At 38.3% G+C, this 15,536-nt stretch carries 16 protein-coding genes; 5 read left to right on the top strand and 11 right to left on the bottom strand.

Going from position 1 to position 15,536, the window contains the following annotated elements; all coding sequences use genetic code 11:
* Nucleotide 1: 1 nt before the first annotated feature.
* The 6 genes from G7074_RS08060 to G7074_RS08080 form a co-directional block, all read right to left on the bottom strand.
* Nucleotides 2–736: a type III pantothenate kinase gene (locus tag G7074_RS08060; protein WP_124562048.1), complete on the bottom strand. Its 735-nt coding sequence runs from the start codon at nucleotides 734–736 to the stop codon at nucleotides 2–4.
* 153 nt (nucleotides 737–889) lie between these two features.
* The gene (locus G7074_RS08065; protein WP_124562047.1) at nucleotides 890–1,870 is read right to left on the bottom strand and encodes a DUF6427 family protein; all 981 of its coding nucleotides are present in this window, start codon (nucleotides 1,868–1,870) and stop codon (nucleotides 890–892) included.
* 85 nt (nucleotides 1,871–1,955) lie between these two features.
* Nucleotides 1,956–2,543 carry a glycosyltransferase family protein gene (locus G7074_RS27880; protein ID WP_370526644.1) on the bottom strand — a complete coding sequence of 196 codons (588 nt, stop codon included), beginning with the start codon at nucleotides 2,541–2,543 and terminating at the stop codon, nucleotides 1,956–1,958.
* Nucleotides 2,450–2,944 carry a glycosyltransferase family protein gene (locus tag G7074_RS27885; RefSeq protein ID WP_370526609.1) on the bottom strand — a complete coding sequence of 165 codons (495 nt, stop codon included), beginning with the start codon at nucleotides 2,942–2,944 and terminating at the stop codon, nucleotides 2,450–2,452. Before G7074_RS27885 ends, G7074_RS27880 begins: the two co-directional genes overlap by 94 nt.
* Nucleotides 2,945–2,965: 21 nt before the next feature.
* Complete coding sequence (locus tag G7074_RS08075; RefSeq protein WP_124562045.1) at nucleotides 2,966–3,820, bottom strand: UDP-2,3-diacylglucosamine diphosphatase; 855 nt, start codon at nucleotides 3,818–3,820, stop codon at nucleotides 2,966–2,968.
* Between the two features lie 379 nt (nucleotides 3,821–4,199).
* On the bottom strand, nucleotides 4,200–6,701 hold the full coding sequence (locus G7074_RS08080; RefSeq protein WP_124562044.1) for a YfhO family protein: 2,502 nt from the start codon (nucleotides 6,699–6,701) through the stop codon (nucleotides 4,200–4,202).
* Nucleotides 6,702–6,830: 129 nt separating this feature from the next.
* Between G7074_RS08080 and G7074_RS08085 the strand changes: the two genes are divergently transcribed.
* The 5 genes from G7074_RS08085 (at nucleotide 6,831) to G7074_RS08105 (ending at nucleotide 10,874) form a co-directional block, all read left to right on the top strand.
* A complete protein-coding gene (locus G7074_RS08085; RefSeq protein ID WP_166207878.1) occupies nucleotides 6,831–7,931 on the top strand; it encodes an alginate lyase family protein in 1,101 nt (366 codons plus the stop codon).
* Between the two features lie 47 nt (nucleotides 7,932–7,978).
* Nucleotides 7,979–8,485 (top strand): GbsR/MarR family transcriptional regulator, encoded by a 507-nt coding sequence (locus G7074_RS08090; RefSeq protein ID WP_124562042.1) that lies wholly within the window; start codon nucleotides 7,979–7,981, stop codon nucleotides 8,483–8,485.
* Nucleotides 8,486–8,636: 151 nt separating this feature from the next.
* A complete protein-coding gene (locus G7074_RS08095; RefSeq protein ID WP_124562041.1) occupies nucleotides 8,637–9,452 on the top strand; it encodes a DUF393 domain-containing protein in 816 nt (271 codons plus the stop codon).
* 4 nt (nucleotides 9,453–9,456) lie between these two features.
* A complete protein-coding gene (locus tag G7074_RS08100; RefSeq protein ID WP_124562040.1) occupies nucleotides 9,457–10,374 on the top strand; it encodes a TIGR01777 family oxidoreductase in 918 nt (305 codons plus the stop codon).
* A gap of 47 nt (nucleotides 10,375–10,421) precedes the next feature.
* Nucleotides 10,422–10,874 (top strand): SRPBCC family protein, encoded by a 453-nt coding sequence (locus tag G7074_RS08105; protein WP_124562039.1) that lies wholly within the window; start codon nucleotides 10,422–10,424, stop codon nucleotides 10,872–10,874.
* Between the two features lie 34 nt (nucleotides 10,875–10,908).
* On the opposite strand, the gene G7074_RS08110 is transcribed toward G7074_RS08105, so the two are convergent.
* From G7074_RS08110 to uvrB, 5 genes are all read right to left on the bottom strand, one after another.
* Nucleotides 10,909–11,160 (bottom strand): DUF4834 family protein, encoded by a 252-nt coding sequence (locus G7074_RS08110; RefSeq protein ID WP_166207881.1) that lies wholly within the window; start codon nucleotides 11,158–11,160, stop codon nucleotides 10,909–10,911.
* Nucleotides 11,161–11,265: 105 nt separating this feature from the next.
* Nucleotides 11,266–11,808: a hypothetical protein gene (locus tag G7074_RS08115; RefSeq protein ID WP_124562037.1), complete on the bottom strand. Its 543-nt coding sequence runs from the start codon at nucleotides 11,806–11,808 to the stop codon at nucleotides 11,266–11,268.
* The gene (locus tag G7074_RS08120; protein ID WP_166207884.1) at nucleotides 11,808–12,005 is read right to left on the bottom strand and encodes a YwbE family protein; all 198 of its coding nucleotides are present in this window, start codon (nucleotides 12,003–12,005) and stop codon (nucleotides 11,808–11,810) included. Before G7074_RS08120 ends, G7074_RS08115 begins: the two co-directional genes overlap by 1 nt.
* Nucleotides 12,006–12,061: 56 nt before the next feature.
* On the bottom strand, nucleotides 12,062–13,354 hold the full coding sequence (locus tag G7074_RS08125) for a DUF3472 domain-containing protein (RefSeq protein ID WP_166207887.1): 1,293 nt from the start codon (nucleotides 13,352–13,354) through the stop codon (nucleotides 12,062–12,064).
* Nucleotides 13,355–13,431: 77 nt separating this feature from the next.
* Nucleotides 13,432–15,474, bottom strand: coding sequence for an excinuclease ABC subunit UvrB (uvrB, locus tag G7074_RS08130; protein ID WP_124562035.1), 2,043 nt, complete (start codon nucleotides 15,472–15,474; stop codon nucleotides 13,432–13,434).
* Nucleotides 15,475–15,536: the final 62 nt, after the last annotated feature.

Consider the following 15,536-nt stretch of genomic DNA (forward strand, 5'->3'; position numbering starts at 1 on the left):
TTTAATCTGCAATAGCTTCATTTAATCCTTTTAATACCAAGTAGGGATCTTTTATAATTTGAGGCGCAAAGATGCTGTTTTGTAATTGCTTATACAAAAAATTAGCATCGCCACCGGTTATAATTACCTTCAAAGCACTCTCTTTTTTATTATTTAGGGCAATAAAGCCTTCAATTTCATTTATTACACCTTGTAAAACGCCATTTTTAATTGCCGATTGTGTGTCTGTCCCTTCTGTTATTTCTTCCTGCTCATTCCACTCTACCAAAGGCAGGCGTCCAGTAAATTCGTGTACTGCCCTGAAACGCATATTAATCCCCGGACTGATGCTTCCACCAAAATATGCTTTTGATAGGCTTAAAACATCGTAGGTGATGCATGTCCCCGCATCTACAATTAAGCTGGCACTTGCCGGGAATAATCCGTTTGCACCCAAAACAGCAGCCCATCTATCTAATCCTAGAGTGGCAGGCGTTTTATATCTGTTTTGCACACCATTGGTTAACAAGGCCGAAAAACGCGTATATTCAGTATGTTTTTTTAAAAACCCCTCAAGCTGGCTAATTTCCTGATTAACACTGCTTATAATTGATTTATTTGGTGAAAATTTCTCTATCAGCTGAGCCAGATCAATAATCCCAAGTTTATTAAAACGCTGATGGTGAACGATTTCTTTATTTAAAAAAACAGCCACCTTAGCAGCAGAATTTCCAATATCAATGCTTAACGTGCGCATTTAAAATTTCTCTTTATCAATTTTATACTTTAGAAATTCCGAAGATCTCAATTCTATCCATCAAATTAAAACTTAAAAAAGCTTTAACGCTAAAATCATGCACAAAGCTATTAATCTTTGTCAAGTTTCGTTCCAGTTATTTGTTAAAAAAGGTTAAACAAACAGAAAGTACTGCACCGAAAGCACGAACAAGAGGAACAAAGTTTCGTAAAACCAGCGCTTTTTGGCATTGCTAAAATAGTAAGCTAACAGTACTGCCCCCGGTGGCACGCAAAGCAGAAAATGCCAGGTACGAAAATTAGGTTTGAGGTAAAAACTAACAATAGCCACAATAAACATGAAAAAAAGCAATTGAAAACTTTTCCGCGTACTGATAAAACTCCTGAAGAAATTTTCGCGCAATTGTAACGATGCCAGGATAATGATAATGGCTACCGGAATAAGCACCAAATAATCGTTATAGTTGATTTTAAACACCGATGGAAACTTATTACCCAAAGGTTTCCAGATTTGATAAAAAGAGCTCAAATTATCTTTCCAATAGTAAAATACGGCAAGGAAAAAGAATACGGTAATAAAACCGATTAGCCCGGCTACCCATTCGCGCCAGTTAAACGACCTAAAAAGCAGTAATGCTAAAAAAATCATGAGCAGCATGCCCATAAAAGGGAAATAAACCAGGGTACCAATGGCAATGATCATCCCGATATCGAAAACCGTGGTTATAGAATTGGCACTTTTTCCCAGTTTTAAAAACTTATCGATAATCCAGATGAGCAGGAAATTACAAATCAGCGCCGGATTTAAAGTCATAAATGGCATAAACAAACTTGTGCCCGTTACAAACATTAATCCGGGCAAAAAACTTGGTTTACCCAATAAGTTATGATTGTTTACAACCCTGTTAAAAATTAAGGCCTGCACATAAACCAAAACCGCCGCAATAAAAATATTCGTTTGTGCTGTAAAAGCATTATCGAGATCTACGTTGATCAATAAGCGGGCAAAAGGCTCCAGAAAATCGAAATTTAACTGCGAAGGTGTTTCATAAAAGATAGCCATACGCATAAAAAATGTGTAGGCCAGCAAAAATATGAGGTTAACTGGATTTAGCTTTCTAAACTGATTAATCATGCCTTTTTAACGATTAGGCAAAGTAAAGAAAATAATTTAACTCCAAAGAGCAGAAAACTTAAAGACTGAAGTCAAAAGCTGAAAGCTAGATCCTGGCATATTTTTTCACCATATCATCAATAATCTGGGCAGTTTCATCTGGAAAATTAAATTCGTGTTTTTGGGGATTTTCTACCCAGTCTTTAACAATTGGCAACCAGTTGCGGCTGCTTCCCCAAATAACCGGCAAACCAAACTGCTTTAAGGCATAAGCGTTGCACTGCTGTTCAAACTGAAAACGCATAGGGGCAACCAACAATTTTTTCTTTAAATAAAGTGCCTCGGCTGGCCCTTCAAAACCACCACCCGTAAATAAACCTTCGCAGCTAGCTAAGCTTTTATTGAATTTTTCGTTGTTTACAGGCTCTACAAAAACATTGCCTTCCTGATAAGCTACTTTACTGTGTTTAGAAAAAACTTCCCATTTCACATTCGGGATCTGGGTAAAAAGCTTTACCAAACGTTTATCATCAATAGCCGGAAGATACACCGTGTAATGCCCCAAATTTATACTTTCCAGGTTTCTGATTTCGGCCCTGATTACCGGCGTATGGATAAAAGTATCGTAACGATCGAAATGGAAGCCAATATGATATTTGGTGGGGCATAACGGCTTAAAATCAGTTTTCCCCAGTCCAAAGTTTTCGGCCGTGGTACTTTTTTCGATTTAAAAGCGGCCTGATGGCTTAATGAAACGCATTCAATGCCCTGCAGCTTACATGCCCAGGCGCTTACCGGCTCAAAGTCATTAACAATCAGGTTATAATCTTTCAGGGGAAGCTGTTTCATGTCTTTTCTAAAGCGGAAAAGATTCATGTTCAGCCAGGTTTTATAATGGTCTACACCACCTTTTTTGCCAAAAATAAAGCTAAAACCATGCAACTGGTATTTTACCGGCTGACTGAGTTTAACATCGGCCTGTGTGCCGCTCACTAAAATATCAAGCTCACCATATTTTTGGAGCAAAGGAATAATTTCCCTGGCCCTGCTAATATGTCCATTTCCCGTTCCCTGTATCGCGTAAAGTATCTTCATTTTATGCCCGAATATCTAAAATTATTGGGCAATTTCATATTTTATATTCTGCAAAAGAATATTTATATCCAGTTTACTCTTCAAATCTTCGGCGTCAGACAGGAGTCCTTCGTCCAATTCATCTTTGATAAAATGCTGATGCTCATATTTAAAAACCGTCCAATTTTGGTTTTCATATTCTAAAGCGGTTAAACTTTCTACCCAATCACCACTGTTTAAATAGGTAACACTTCCTTCATCGGTAGCAATTTCCCTTTTTTCGGCCTGGTGGATATGTCCGCAAACTACGTATTGATAACCTTTTTCAATCGCCAGTTCAGCTGCAGTTTGTTCAAAACTGTTAATGAATTTAACAGCATCTTTAAATTTAGCTTTTATTTTTTTCGAGAAACTCATTTTTTCTCTTCTTAGTGCCGTTAATACCCAGTTTACAAAACTATTGATCAGAATTAAGGTATCGTAACCTACCGCACCCAGTTTGGCCAGCCATTTAGAATGTTGCATGGTCACATCAAACACATCACCATGAAAAAACCAGGCTTTTTTACCGTCGAGTTCTAAAATTAGTTTATTCTGAAGATGGAATGTACCCATTTCCATACCATCAAATTTGCGGAGCATCTCATCGTGGTTGCCAGTTAAATAATGCACCTGCACGCCTTCCGAAACAAACTTCATCAGCTTACGGATGACTTTCATGTGCGATTCGGGCCAGTAACTTTTGCTAAACTGCCAGATATCAATGATATCGCCATTTAAAATCAATGTTTTGGGTTTAATACTTTTAAGATACTTTAAAAGCTCTTTAGCATGGCAGCCATAGGTGCCCAAATGCACGTCGGAGATCACGACTACATCAACATTTCTCTTGTCCATAAACGGGAAATTTTAGGGGGAAGAATCTTATTACCGCCCTGTTTAGGCAGTTCCAGTATAAATTAGATGTGTTACCACTCCTCTTCCTCATCGAGTTTTACCTCAAAAGGGCTAAAGAAATAAAGTACAACAATCAATAAACACACGGCAAAGAAAGATTCTAACATATCATCTGATTTTACAACACAAAGGTAAGATGCTGTTTATCAAACAAATGTTACCACATTGTTAAATTATTATTCAATCGGATAATGTCTGTTAAAAGAGGTTAATTGTATAAGCTGGTAATTGCTGAGTTAGTTTGATAAACAGAATTTTTCATCAACAAAAAAGCCCCATAAGATCGAAATCCTATGGGGCTTGTATACTAAAACGCAACTTAGGCCTTGGCCTTAACTGCTTTCTTTTTCTTCTTCTCTTCGTTATAAAACCCGAAACCTAATCCCGCTAACAAGAGGATAGAACCTGCCAACGAAATTTTCTCACCCGCATAGTAAGCTGTTGGATGGAAAATAAATTCGAGTTTGTGGTTACCTGCTTCCAGTTGGGCAGCACGTAAAACATAATCAGCTCTGAAGTATGGTTTTTCTACACCGTCGATATACATTTTCCAGCCTTCCTTGTAGTAAATCTCAGAGAAAACGGCAATTACATCTTTAGCAGAAGAATACTCGTAAGTTAAATGATCAGGATTGTAAGTAGTTAAGCGAATAAAACCTTCCTGGCCAGTACCTAAACGTTTGGTATCGATTAAATCTTTGTAACTCTCATCAACAATAGCTTCTTTTTTAGCATCGAAACTGCTGATGGCTTTCATTTCCTCATCAGAATTCTTTGCAAACTGCACACTTTGTACAAACCACGCATTACCGGCGGCCGTTGCATTGCGCTGCATTTTATAAGATCCGTTTTGAGGATCTTGTGTAATGATGTATTTGGTATTTAACATGTCCAGCACATCCTGGTTGATGCTTTTGGTCATTTGCTTATCTACCAGTTCCTGGAAACGTTTTAACCTTGCAGAGTGGAAACCACCAACTGTTTTATGGAAATAAGAAGTTTCTGCACTTTTAAACGGATCGCCCAATGATAAGTCGAAAACCCTAAAGTTGGGATCCTTATCAGCCGAAATAAAATTATCTACATCACGCGGCTGATAATGGCTGGCCAGATCCGATTTGTTTACAAAATTCTGGTTGTTTAAATAACGGCGGTCTACCTGCCATAAATCGATTAAAACAAACAAAGCCAGCAAACCAAAAGCCAGTTGCATGTTCATTTTTTTGGTGATAAATGCCCAAGTAATACCAAAACCAATGGTAACGAACAACAAGGTACGCAAAGCATCAGCACGCGCCAAAGCAACGCGATCTGCAACAATGGCATTTAAAATTTCCATTGCAGCACCTCTGTTATTCTGTAAAGTTTGGGTTAATGCATCTAAAACCTGTGCCTGATTGGCTTGCGTAAAGCTGAAAAACGCAGTTGGAATTACAGCAATAATTAAAGCAAAGCCACCGGTAATACCAGCCGACCAGATTAAGCGCTGCACCAGATATTTCTGATCGTATTTTCCTTCTTGCGCTTCCTTAACAGCCAAAATAGCCAACAAAGGAACCAGGAAGCCTACAATTGCCAATATTGATTCTACTGCTCTGAATTTATTATAACCAGGCAGATAATCAAAGAAAATATCGGAGATAAATGGCAAGTTACTTCCAAAAGAAAGGAACATTAATAAAATACTTGTCCCTAAAATCCACCATTTCCAACGGTGTTTAACAATAAATAAGCCAAACACAAAAAGGAAACAAATAATAGCGCCAAAATAGTAAGGACCTGCAGTACCCGGCTTATTTCCCCAGTACTGGTTGGTTCCAAGGTTTTGGGCCATGTAACCAATAGCCTGACGTGGGTCTACACCTGAAAGATTCTTTTCAACTGCTTTATAGGTATTGCTTTCAGGTTTAATGATTTCATCGATACTGCTTGCACCACCATAAATGTTAGGAATTAAGAAAGAGAAACTTTCGCCAACACCTTGACTCCACTGGTAAGCATATTCTTTATCTAATCCATTTGATGGCTCAGCTTTATCGGTAGTAAGGTTAGATTTACCACGAATGGTTTCTTTACCATACTGATAGGTGGTCCACAAGGTACCTGCATTTACCAGCACCGATAAAAAAATACCCGCTACAATATAGGCAATAGCTTTACCAAATGTAGCCAGTTGCTTAGCTTTAAAGGCATGATAAAGTTCTATACCAGCCAAAATAGCCAACGCCATAAACAAATAATAGGTCATTTGGATGTGGTTAGAGCGGATTTCTAACGCCATAAACAAGGCCAGTAAACTAGCCCCAACCAAATAACGGCCTCGCAGCGTAAGAATTATCGCTGCCAATATAGGGGCAAAGAAGCCTATAGCCAACGCCTTGTTACTATGCCCGGCAGCAATAATAATGAAGTTGTACGAAGTAAACGCAAAAGCAATGGCGCCTGCCGCAGCAAGCCATGGGTTTATTTTTAGTACGCAGAATAATAAATAAGCACCTAAAAGATAAAGTAAAACCGTTCCCACTGGATCAGGAAATACACCTTTTATTACATCGATACCATAAGTAGTAATGTTTAGAGGATATTGAACCCAGATTTGATAAGCGGGCATACCGCCAAACATCTGGTTGGTCCAAAGAGGTCCTTTACCATCTTTTTCCTTAATATCCATAATTTCTTTCTGCATGGCTTTTGCCTGCAAAACATCGCCTTGTTGTGGCGCTTTACCCTGTAAAACAGGACTGAAGTAGGCAAATGTAATGACTACAAAAAATGCAATAATGGCCAGGTGTATGCCATTTTTATTAAACCAGTTATTCATTAAGGTTTGTTTAAGTTTAAACGAACGTCAAAAATAAAAAAATGGGCGGTATAAAAAAGTAATAAATTAAATGCATCGCGAATAAAAACTAGATTTGTATTAGAGAATAAAAATTCAATCTATTTAAAGATGAGAAAGTTTGCTGCGACAATCGTATTACTAAGTCTGGCATTAACTGCTTTTTCGCAAGTGGTTAGCCTAAATAACAATGAAATTAAAAAACTTAAAACCCAACTTAAAAACAACTCCGAATCTCAAAAATTATATGCAGGCTTCGCAAAAAATGCATTAAACTACCTCGAAGAGCAACCTAATCCTGTTGATACCATCCGTACTGAAGGTTTACTGAAAGGTAATCCTAAAAAAGAACGCACACGGCTGGCACTGGCCGATATGAACAAAATGTTTGCACTGGCTTTGCAATATCGTTTAAGTGATGACCAAAAATATCTCCACAAATGTGTAGAATTTCTTGAAGCCTGGGCAAAAACAAACCGACCCAACGGCGATCCGATCGACGATACCAACCTGAATGAAGCTGTAGAAGCATACGACCTGATTAAAACAGACATCAAACCTCAAGCTAAAAACACAATTGAAAAGTGGCTTGCTGAAACTGCGCTAACTGAAATTAACAGCAAGCGAATGAAAGCGGGAAGAGCCACAGCCATTAACAACTGGAATGCTCACCGCTTAAAAGTAGTTGGCGAAATTGGCTACGCATTAAACAATTCTGATTTCATTATCTGGACTATCGATAACCTCAAAAGCCACATCAACATTAACTTATATGCCGACGGTACCAGCCTGGATTTTAAAGAACGTGATGCCATGCACTACCACATTTACGATTTAGAACCCATGCTAAGGCTAGCCATTATGATTGACCGCGCGAGAGGAATCAATTTTTACAGCTACGAATCGCCAAAAGGTTCATCGATTCAAAAATCTGTTAACTGGCTAATACCTTACATAAAAGGCGAAAAACAGCACGAAGAATATGTAAATACGACTGTAAAGTTCGACCGGGACCGGGCTAAAAATAACGAAGCAGGATTTGCACCGGGTACCATGTTTAAACCAGAACTGGCATTGCCGGTATTGAAATTAGCGATTTATTTTGACCCGACTTTAATCGGGGTGCTCCAATCGGTTAATGGTAAAGAAAAAAGCTGGATGGGTATTTTGGATCAGTTGCAAAGGGATAGCAATAAATTTCAAAATAAATAAACTTTCAATAATTCTTGAAAGTTTAATAAAACAATTTATATTTGTGTATGGAATTAGCAGCAGCAAAGTTAAAATTTATAGAAGCCTGGGGCAAACTGGGTTCAGAATGGGGCATTAACCGTACCATGGCACAGGTACATGCTTTGTTGCTAATTTCTGCAGATGCACTTACCACTGAAGAGATAATGGAAACGCTGAGTATCTCGAGGGGAAATGCCAACATGACCCTCCGCGATTTGATTAGCTGGGGACTAATTGAAAAACAACACAAAGCTGGTGAACGTAAAGAGTACTTCTTTGCCGACAAAGACGTGTGGAACATTGCCCGCCAGGTAGCCAAAGAACGTAAAAAAAGAGAACTTGAACCAGTTTTAAAGGTATTAAATGAACTCTCGAACGTTGAAGGAGATGATAAAGATCCGGAGTTTAAGACTTTCAAAAAATCGATTACGGATATAAACAAATTGGCTGGTAATGTTGACAAAACTTTGGAAACCATGCTTAAAGCAGAAGAAAACTGGTTCTGGGGATCAATATTGAAGGTGTTTAAGTAAATGGGAGAAGAGCCAGGTATCGAGTATCAAATGCAGGATGTAAGAATTAAGTAGTAAGTATCAAGAAAGAGCTAAGCTAGTGTATTAAACCTAGCTTTATTTTTCAAGCGTATGTTTCAATATTTACTGAAAATACTAAAATTTAAATAAAATGAAAACACTCCAAAATCACGTTATCCTGTTCGATAATGAATGTCCAATGTGCTATGCCTATACCCAAACATTTATTAAAACCGGCATGCTGGATAAAAAGGGGCGTGAAGCTTATCAAAACATGCCCGCCAATATCTGCCCGCTGGTTGATCGTCAGCGAGCAGCCAATGAAATTGCACTGGTAAATACCCTAACCGGCGAGGTAACTTATGGTATACAAAGCCTGTTTAAAATTATTAGTCATGCCTTACCCATCTTCAAAACACTCTTTTCATTTGGCCCTTTTGTTTATTTGATGCAAAAATTTTATGCTTTTATATCTTACAACAGAAAAATTATTATCCCTGCAAAAGTTAAAGTAAATACAACGCAGCCCAGTTTTAAAATTCAATATCGCATTGCTTATTTATTGTTCACCTGGCTGGTTACAGCCTATATTTTAACCGCTTACGCTCATCTGTTAACCCGATTTGTACCTTTGGGTGCCAGTTACCGCGAATATCTGATCTGCGGCGGGCAAATGTTTTTTCAAGGCATCATTATCCTTTTTTACCAGAAAGATAACCTTTGGGATTATCTGGGTAACATGATGACCATTTCTTTCACGGGAGCACTTTTGTTTTTACCTATGCTGGTAGCTTCTCATTATTTTCAAATCAATCCCATATTATTTATCCTCTATTTTTTAATGATTGCAGGACTCATGTTTCTGGAGCATTTGCGCCGAAGCAAAATTTTAAACCTGAGTTGGGTCATGAGCATTACCTGGGCACTTTACCGTTTAATTGTTTTAGTACTAATCTTATTATTTTAAAATCATGAAGTACAGAAAAATTGTCCTGGCTGGGGGAAATGGTTATTTGGGTGGCGTGCTAGCTAAACATCTCAGTTTAATAACGGATGAAATCGTTATCCTTTCGAGGAAAGCCCAGCCAAAAAACGGGAATGTTGAAACTATAGTTTGGGATGGAAAAACAACAGACGAGTGGACTAAGGCGCTCAAAAACGCCGACCTACTTGTAAATCTTTGCGGCAAAAATGTAAACTGCAGGTACACCGCCAAAAATAGGGAAGAAATTATCCAATCAAGGTTGCAACCAACAACTTTGTTGGAAAAGGTAATACAGAAAATGGATAACCCACCTAATCTATGGATCAATATTAGTTCTGCAACTATATATCGCCATGCTGAAGACCGCTATCAGGATGAAATTAATGGAGAAATAGGGACAGGTTTTTCAGTAGAGGTATGTAAGGCCTGGGAAAGCAGCTTTTTTGAAAATAGTACTCCTCATACGAGGAAAATAGCTTTAAGGACGGGCATAGTGCTCGGTAAAGAAGATGGCGCCTTTCCGAGGTTGTTAAATCTTACAAGGACAGGCATGGGTGGCAGGCAGGGCAACGGTGAGCAGTATGTAAGCTGGGTGCATGAGCAAGATGTAGCCTTGTGTATTGAATGGTTACTCGAACAGGAAAAAATTAGCGGTATTATTAACTGTACGGCTCCAGAGCCTGTTAAAAACCATGTTCTAATGTCACAAATTAGGAAAACTTGTGGAATAAACTTTGGATTACCAACACCTGCCTGGTTATTGGCAATAGGTGCAAAGATTATAGGCACCGAAACCGAACTGATTTTAAAAAGCAGGTGGGTTAAGCCTACAATTTTATTAAATAATGACTTTGAATTTAAACACCCAACCATTGAGCGTGCAGTTAAAGATATTTTAAAATAAGTTTTGTATGCCTAACCGGATCAATTAGAAAACTCAAAACGAAAGTGATGCCAACCATATTGCTAAAAACAAGAATTTATGCACCAATAGAAAAGTGCTTCGATTTATCCAGAGATTTAGACCTGCACATGGAATCAATGAAAGATAGTAAAGAAAAAATTATTGCCGGAAGATCGAATGGTTTAATCGGACTTGGCGAAGAGGTTACCTGGCAAGCCAGGCATTTTGGGCTAAGTTTTAACATGACAAACAAAATTACGGCAATGAAACCTCCGTTTTATTTTGTTGATGAAATGCTAAGTGGGCCTTTTAAAACACTCCACCATCAACACCATTTCACTTTAGCAGATGCCTATACGGAAATGACAGATATTTTTGCATTCCAATCTCCCATGGGCACACTTGGTCGCTTGGTGGATCTATTATTTTTGAAGCGGTATATGCATAAATTATTAATTGCCCGAAATCAAGTCATAAAATCAGTGGCAGAGCGACCATAAACAAAAAACCCTGAAACAAGTTCAGGGTTCAATTTTATTTTACTTCTTCGTAATCCACAAAGTCACCAAGTTTATCCGTTTTACTTTGATCGGGTTTTGGAGGCATATAATCTATTGAAATAGAACCTTCTGGTTTAGACCTTCTTTGTTGTTGCTGTTGACCTGTGGCCTGACTTTGCATTTTACTTGCCAAGTTATTAAACAGCATAGGTAGTATCAATCTGACCAACATTCTGATCAGCCAAAGCACTAATATTGTTATGAAAATGAATTTTATTAATGTCATGTTAATAATTTACGCTTATTACAAATATAGACGTAGCAAAATTTATTTTGTTACTTTTTAGGTCTTTAATTGCATTTTGATTACAAATATAATACGTAAAAAGGCTTATAAAGGTTTTAACCATACTTTTATGAATTTTTCTCTGTTGGATAATTTATCTTCTGACTGAATCACTTTTACATCTTTTATAATATCATTAGTAATATAAAAGTCGTCATAAGTAACCAATCTTTTTAATTCAATAAAAATTGGCAGATTCCAATAGTTCTTTTTAATTCGATACTCTTTTAATAGCTGTTTAATATTTAAGAGCTTAATATCTTTTTTTAGGGTAATCTCTATTAAACCGTTTTTTGCAGCTGGTCCATATTTATCAGTTCCCTGGCTATCCTTTACCACATTTATCACTTCGACACTTGTGTGCCTAATAAATTCAAACGCTCTTGCTCCGTTTAGTACAGTATTGTTTATGACAAACAATGGTCGATTAGCAACTACACCGACCCTTGATGGTGCACAGATCCTGATCTTTCCTGTATCTGATGAGGGGGCATTTTCAACAGGGCTCCTATTCAATGAATCGGATACCTGAGCCGAGGCGGAACCCGTAAGGACAAAAATTAAAAAGCCAAAATAAAGGTGTTTCATCAATCTTCAACAATTTCAGCAACGCGGCCTACCTGGCCATCTTCGAGCCGAACTTTTATTCCCCGAGAGTGGAATGCGGATGAAGTAAGCATATCTTTAACGATACCGTAGGTAATGTTTCCCGATCTTTGATCTTTCTTCAAAATAATTCCGACTTCTAATCCCGGATAAATATCTTTTCTGTTCTGCCCGTCCATTGTGCTGTATTGTGATGATGAATAAAACACCAAAATTCCACAATAATTTTGAATATCTATGGTAATTTACTGAAATCTATTTCTGGCCGCTTACCAACAGTGGTTCTGTTCAATACTTTTCTTGGCGAGGTGTAATCGTTAAAAAAGCCACCATTTTTCAGGTAAAAAGCTCCTTTGTCAATCCCACCCTGATAATCCATCCGGTAACCTTTCATGCCGGTGTTATCGGTAGTAAACCTGGCCGATTTTAATTCTGTCCAAACGCCTTTATCATCGCAGATCCATTGGTTATTAAACAAAACTTTTCTGGATAAATCTCCTTGTACAGGCGAAAAATTTTCTAAAAAGGAATGGAAACGTTTTAAATAAGTTTTGGTTTGTGGCCTGGTAAAGCTGGCTATTAACTGCCATTTATTGGTTTCGGGTGCAAAAAAGTAAGCGGTATAAGTAGTTAGGCTATCTTTTCCCGGAACGCCATGGAGTAAAAATTTATAGGTATTTCCTGCTTTCCACATATAGTTTAAATAGCTCTGACCGCCTGCTCCTTCATTACCAAATTCGCCGGTATGCACATTCTCACCTTTCTTAAGCATTTTAATTTTGTGCGATTCAGGGATGCTTTTAGGATCGTCGGTATTAAAAGGACTCCAAACCGAAAACAGGATATGTCTTTCGGTAGGACTGTTAACCTGCATCCCAAAATAACCTTCGCCAAAGCCATTGGCCATAAAATAAGAACCCAGAATATCTTCTCCTTTTGGCACGGTAACTTCGTTATAATACCATTCGGCATTTACATTTTCAGGTTGTAGATAGTTTAAATGAACAGATGGTCCGCGACGGCCCCAATGAAAGAAATTGCCTTCGTTATTTTTAACATAGGCTGTTTTGCCTTCAATAGCCGATCCGTTGATTACCAAATTTGCAATGGAAGGAAACTTGTTTCCGCTTTTACTTAAACCCTTAATGGTTAAGGCAACGTATCCGGTATCTTTAACCGTCCACTCGCCAATTTTGCCATCAAAAGCTTTACTTTCATCAAAATTTACTTTTTTAGGTTGATTATTGATTGAAAATTCAATAGTTGACTGACCATCAACAAGTGGCTTTTCATTAAGCGAAACAATCACCGTACCTGGCTTAGAAACCCTGAAATAAGCGGTGAAATACTCTTTTTGGTTTGACCAGTTTACTATTCCCCTGTTGGATAAGGTTCTCTCAGAATCCTCGTGAAGCGAACTGTATGCATTACCTGCTAATGGGAGCGTAATATTTGCTTGATTTTGGGCATAACCATCCAGCCCGATAGCGCCGAGTACGATCAGCGTTACTAGTTTTAAAGATTTCATTTAATGATTTTTAGATAACTCGTTGAAGTGCAATTCTAATTCAAATTATTGAAAAATCAGGCATTAAAACTAAAACGTTACTTACTAAATTTTTCGTTAAACATTTTCTCAAGCGCAAACATTTCATCACGCAACTTTGCAGCTTGTAAAAAGTCCATCTCTTTGGCAGCCTTCTGCATATCCTTACGGGTATTGTCAATTGCACGCTGCATTTCTCCCTTGCCCATATATTGAACAATTGGATCGGCAGCAATGCTGATTTCGGCATTTTCGATATAAGCCCTGGCTTTATTATCGCTTGCTTTTTGAGAGAAATCGAGGACAGAAGTCTGTTCTAAAATTGCTTCGCGCGATTTGCCTACCGTTTTAGGTGTAATACCATGCTCAAGGTTGTAAGCAATCTGTTTTTCCCGACGCCGGTTAGTTTCGTCGATGGTTTTCTCCATACTGTCTGTCATACCATCAGCATACATGATAACCCTTCCTTTATCGTTACGTGCAGCACGGCCAATGGTTTGAATTAACGATTTCTCTGAACGCAAAAAGCCTTCCTTATCGGCATCCAAAATGGCAACCAATGTTACTTCGGGTAAATCCAAACCTTCACGTAAAAGGTTAATACCAACCAACACATCAAACTCACCCAATCGCAGACCACGAAGAATCTCTACACGTTCCAGAGTCTTAATTTCAGAGTGGATATACCGTGTTTTTATATTCAAACGGTCCAGATATTTGGTTAACTCTTCGGCCATACGCTTGGTTAAAGTTGTTACCAAAATACGCCCGCCATCTTTAATAGTCAGGTCTATTTCATCCAGTAAATCATCAACCTGGTTAATGGCTGGTCTGATCTCGATAATTGGATCTAACAAGCCGGTTGGTCTGATTACCTGCTCTATTACTACACCTTCTGATTTTTCCAGTTCATACTCGGCTGGTGTTGCGCTTACGTAAATGGTTTGTGGGGCAAGTGCTTCAAATTCATTAAAATTTAACGGTCTGTTATCCAGCGCAGCCGGCAAACGGAAACCATATTCAACCAACGAAAGTTTACGTGACCTGTCTCCTCCGTACATGGCCCTGATTTGCGGCACCGTAACATGACTTTCATCAATCACCATTAAATAATCATCAGGAAAGTAGTCTAACAAACAAAATGGGCGCATACCCGGCTGCCTGCCGTCGAAAAAACGCGAGTAATTTTCAATACCTGAGCAATAGCCCAGTTCTTTCATCATTTCGATATCAAAATTAGTCCGCTCTTCTAAACGCTTGGCTTCGAGTAAATGCCTGTCGGCAATTAACTGGTTCTTTCTGATCTCCAGTTCTTCCTGAATACCCCAGATAGAAGAATTGAAGCGATCTTTAGGCGTAACGAAAAGATTGGCCGGATAAATGGCCATATCTTCTAATTTTTCTAAAGTTTTACCCGAAACCGGATCAATGGAGGACAGCTCTTCAATGTCATCTCCAAAAAATGAAATGCGGTAGGCATGATCGAGGTACGCAGGATAAATATCCACAGTATCGCCCTTAACCCTAAATGTTCCGCGTTTAAAATCAGTTGTGGTACGCGAATATAAAATCTCCACCAAACTGTGTAAAAAAGCATTTCTCGAAATTCTTAGTCCAACCCCAAAACGGAAAACCATTTTAGAAAAATCTTCGGGGTTACCCATACCGTAAATACAGGAAATAGAGGATACGACAATAATGTCGCGCCTGCCACTCATTAAAGATGATGTGGTGCGCAAGCGCAGCTTTTCTATCTCTTCGTTAATGCTCAGGTCTTTTTCGATGTAGGTATTACTTGAAGCAATAAACGCCTCTGGCTGATAATAATCGTAGTAAGAAACAAAGTAATTGACAGAATTTTCGGGGAAGAAATTCTTAAACTCGCCGTAAAGCTGGGCAGCCAGTGTTTTATTGTGGCTTAAAATTAATGTTGGCTTTTGGGTTTGTTCAATTACGTTAGCTACCGTAAAGGTTTTGCCTGATCCGGTTACACCAAGTAAAGTTTGATAATGTTCGTTAGCGTTTACACCATCAACCAGTTGTTTGATGGCATTGGGTTGATCTCCGGTAGGTTGGTATTCTGAGGTGATTTTAAATTTCATTGGTAACCAAATTTACTGAAATTTTATGATGCTAAACAATTTAGCATGCTTTATTCAACCAT

Origin of the sequence: Pedobacter sp. HDW13, from assembly GCF_011303555.1 — a bacterium.
Lineage (GTDB): Bacteria > Bacteroidota > Bacteroidia > Sphingobacteriales > Sphingobacteriaceae > Pedobacter.

Excerpts from the sequence above, each read along its gene's own strand:
- G7074_RS08075 (WP_124562045.1), bottom strand. The coding sequence starts at position 3,820 with ATGGACAAGAGAAATGTTGATGTAGTCGTGATCTCCGACGTGCATTTG.
- G7074_RS27885 (WP_370526609.1), bottom strand. The coding sequence starts at position 2,944 with ATGAAGATACTTTACGCGATACAGGGAACGGGAAATGGACATATTAGC.
- G7074_RS08065 (WP_124562047.1), bottom strand. The coding sequence starts at position 1,870 with ATGATTAATCAGTTTAGAAAGCTAAATCCAGTTAACCTCATATTTTTG.
- G7074_RS08090 (WP_124562042.1), top strand. The coding sequence starts at position 7,979 with ATGGAATTAGCAGCAGCAAAGTTAAAATTTATAGAAGCCTGGGGCAAA.
- G7074_RS08095 (WP_124562041.1), top strand. The coding sequence starts at position 8,637 with ATGAAAACACTCCAAAATCACGTTATCCTGTTCGATAATGAATGTCCA.
- G7074_RS08100 (WP_124562040.1), top strand. The coding sequence starts at position 9,457 with ATGAAGTACAGAAAAATTGTCCTGGCTGGGGGAAATGGTTATTTGGGT.
- G7074_RS08085 (WP_166207878.1), top strand. The coding sequence starts at position 6,831 with ATGAGAAAGTTTGCTGCGACAATCGTATTACTAAGTCTGGCATTAACT.
- G7074_RS08115 (WP_124562037.1), bottom strand. The coding sequence starts at position 11,808 with ATGAAACACCTTTATTTTGGCTTTTTAATTTTTGTCCTTACGGGTTCC.
- G7074_RS08110 (WP_166207881.1), bottom strand. The coding sequence starts at position 11,160 with ATGACATTAATAAAATTCATTTTCATAACAATATTAGTGCTTTGGCTG.
- G7074_RS08105 (WP_124562039.1), top strand. The coding sequence starts at position 10,422 with ATGCCAACCATATTGCTAAAAACAAGAATTTATGCACCAATAGAAAAG.
- uvrB (WP_124562035.1), bottom strand. The coding sequence starts at position 15,474 with ATGAAATTTAAAATCACCTCAGAATACCAACCTACCGGAGATCAACCC.
- G7074_RS08080 (WP_124562044.1), bottom strand. The coding sequence starts at position 6,701 with ATGAATAACTGGTTTAATAAAAATGGCATACACCTGGCCATTATTGCA.
- G7074_RS08060 (WP_124562048.1), bottom strand. The coding sequence starts at position 736 with ATGCGCACGTTAAGCATTGATATTGGAAATTCTGCTGCTAAGGTGGCT.
- G7074_RS08125 (WP_166207887.1), bottom strand. The coding sequence starts at position 13,354 with ATGAAATCTTTAAAACTAGTAACGCTGATCGTACTCGGCGCTATCGGG.
- G7074_RS08120 (WP_166207884.1), bottom strand. The coding sequence starts at position 12,005 with ATGGACGGGCAGAACAGAAAAGATATTTATCCGGGATTAGAAGTCGGA.